Here is a 2,518-nt window from a genome sequence, read left to right as displayed (position 1 = left end):
TGTGCTATAGATAATAATAGTATTATAAGTTTTGATCCAAATGTAAGATTACCATTATGGAATAGTGAAGATGAATGTAGAAAAGCGATACTTGAATTTTTACCTTTTGCACATATAGTTAAAATATCAGATGAAGAATTAGAGTTTATAACAGGATTTAATAATATTGAAGATGCTAAAGAAGTACTATTTAATGGAAGCGTAAAAATGGTTATTTTTACAAAAGGTAAAGATGGAGCAGAAATATATACTAAAGATAAAGTAGTTAGCATAGAAGGTAATGTAGTTGAAGTTGTTGATACAACAGGTGCAGGAGATTCATTTATTGGAGCATTTTTATTTAAGTTATTAGAAAATGAAGTTGATCTTGATGGTATAGATAAGTTAAGTTGTGATACTATAAGAGATTATTTATTATTTGCTAATCATTATGCTGCATATAGTACAACTAAAAAAGGTGCTATAGCCTCATATGCAAACTTAGAAGAAATTCAAGAATATATTAAAAATAGGTAAGATTATTATAAAAATGATTAAAACCTATATAAGTAAACGCAAAAAGCTACTCAATTGTGAGTAGCTTTTTACGTTGTCAATATAATAAAAAATTCGCTTCGCTCATTTCGCCAACGATATATCCTTGCTCACGCTACGGATACATCCGTTGCTTGAGCCACTGCGTGGGCGAATCATTTCAAAATATCATTTTTTACTTTTATAAAGTTATTGATATTACTTATATTCATAGGTTATCCACAAATTTTTCATGATATAATTTCCATATACGTAAAAAATTTTAAGAATATAGGTGGATTTATATATTTATTGTAAAATTAATAGTATAGAAAAGAGTATTATCTAAAAGTTTTATTAAAAAACAAAAAAATAAAAAATATTTAAAACCTTTTATTAAATTATAAAGTCTAACAGATAGAATAAAATATTGGAAGGAGATAAGATGGAGGACGTACTTTTAGTTAAAAGAGCCATTAAAGGGGATAGGCAAGCTTTTGAAAAGCTTATGGATATCTACTTTGATAGGTTATGTAGAGAAGCTTATATAAGATGTAAATATGAAGAAGATGTTAAAGAGATAGTTCAAGAAACTATATACAAGGCTTATAGAAATATAAGAAGTTTAAAAGAACCACAGTATTTTAAGACATGGTTAAGTAGAATACTTATAAATGTAGCAAATGATTATTTAAGAAATAAAGGGATGGTAGATTTAGAACTTGATGAGACTTCTTATGTAAAAGAAGTTGTAATTGAAGATAAGATAGAGATAAAAATTGATCTATATAATGCAATAGATGAACTAGAGGATAAATATAAAGATGCAGTTATTCTTAGATATATTGATGACTTAAAAATAGAAGATATATCTAAAATATTAGACCGTCCTGTGAACACAATTAAAACTCATTTAAGAAAGGCTCTCAAGGATATGAAAAAAATGTTAAAGGAGGGATACTTCAATGAGTAAATTTATAAAGAAACAACAGTATAATTCAATAGATGAAAATATATATGATGAATTTGTTGATATAGATAGCATAACTATAGAAGAAATAGATAAAGAAATAGAAGACTTTTATATAGATAAAGAAAAAATAAATAATATAAAGTTTGAATTTGATAAAAAACTTATAATTAAAGAAGCAATAGACAAAGCAGAAGAAGATATTAAAAAAGAAAAGAATAAAAAGATTATATCAAAATTAGCAGCATGTATAGCCCTTTTATTGTCAATTGGAATATATAATCCAGCATTAGCTTATAATATTCCACCAATTATGAATGTATTAGAGAATATAAATAATTTATTACATGTAGATGAAATAGCATCATATATAGGAGTTGATAAAATAATACCTAGGGCAGTTGTAGATGATGAAAATAAAGTAAAGTTTGTTAAACCCACTAAATATAAAGTAGAGAATGATAATACAGAAATTATAGGTTTAGGTAATGAATTAGAAAATAGTGAAAAAGTACTTGAGATAAGTGAAATAAATACACAATATGGAGTAGTTGATTTTATACATAGAATGAGTAATAAAATCATAAAGCCTATAGATGGAAGAAAGAATGGGAGTATTGATATAAATCCTAAAACTATAGATATTGCACTAAATTCATTAAAGAATATAGGAGATGAAGAAGCAAGAGACTATTTACATTATGAGCTTAGCAAATGGAAAAATGGAGATTTTGAAAATGGTGTATTAGTTCATAACTATGTATGGCATATGTTAGATGGTAATATTGGAAAAGCATTATCACTAGATACTTATGAAGTTAACAAAATAAAAAGTAAATATTTTAAATAAATATATGGGGGGATAAACATGAATAAATTTTTAAAAAAAGTAATTTTACTTTTAAGCATACTTATACTATCAACTTTTGTTTTATCAGGGTACAGCAAAAACAATGAGGCACAATCTTTAGTTAAAAATTATGAAAAGATATTAAATGAAGGTAACTATGAAGCACTATATGATAATATTTCAAA

3 protein-coding genes are annotated in these 2,518 nt (G+C 25.3%); all 3 read left to right on the top strand.

Features of this window, described 5'->3' with window-relative positions:
• A partial coding sequence (locus tag Q5F54_RS13000) for a PfkB family carbohydrate kinase (RefSeq protein WP_302334578.1) occupies window positions 1-516 on the top strand: 516 nt, incomplete at its 5' end.
• Window positions 517-958: 442 nt separating this feature from the next.
• Entirely contained in the window at window positions 959-1,486 is a 528-nt protein-coding gene (locus Q5F54_RS12995) for a sigma-70 family RNA polymerase sigma factor (protein ID WP_071120221.1), read from the top strand.
• Window positions 1,479-2,333: a DUF6241 domain-containing protein gene (locus Q5F54_RS12990; RefSeq protein WP_302334577.1), complete on the top strand. Its 855-nt coding sequence runs from the start codon at window positions 1,479-1,481 to the stop codon at window positions 2,331-2,333. Before Q5F54_RS12995 ends, Q5F54_RS12990 begins: the two co-directional genes overlap by 8 nt.
• The last annotated feature ends 185 nt before the right edge of the window (window positions 2,334-2,518 follow it).

This window comes from uncultured Romboutsia sp., from assembly GCF_958366745.1.
GTDB lineage: Bacteria > Bacillota > Clostridia > Peptostreptococcales > Peptostreptococcaceae > Romboutsia > Romboutsia timonensis.
The sequence above is the reverse complement of the archived record's forward strand: the minus strand, read 5'-3'. Positions and strand labels throughout refer to the sequence as shown.

Excerpts from the sequence above, each read along its gene's own strand:
- Q5F54_RS12995 (WP_071120221.1), top strand. The coding sequence starts at position 959 with ATGGAGGACGTACTTTTAGTTAAAAGAGCCATTAAAGGGGATAGGCAA.
- Q5F54_RS12990 (WP_302334577.1), top strand. The coding sequence starts at position 1,479 with ATGAGTAAATTTATAAAGAAACAACAGTATAATTCAATAGATGAAAAT.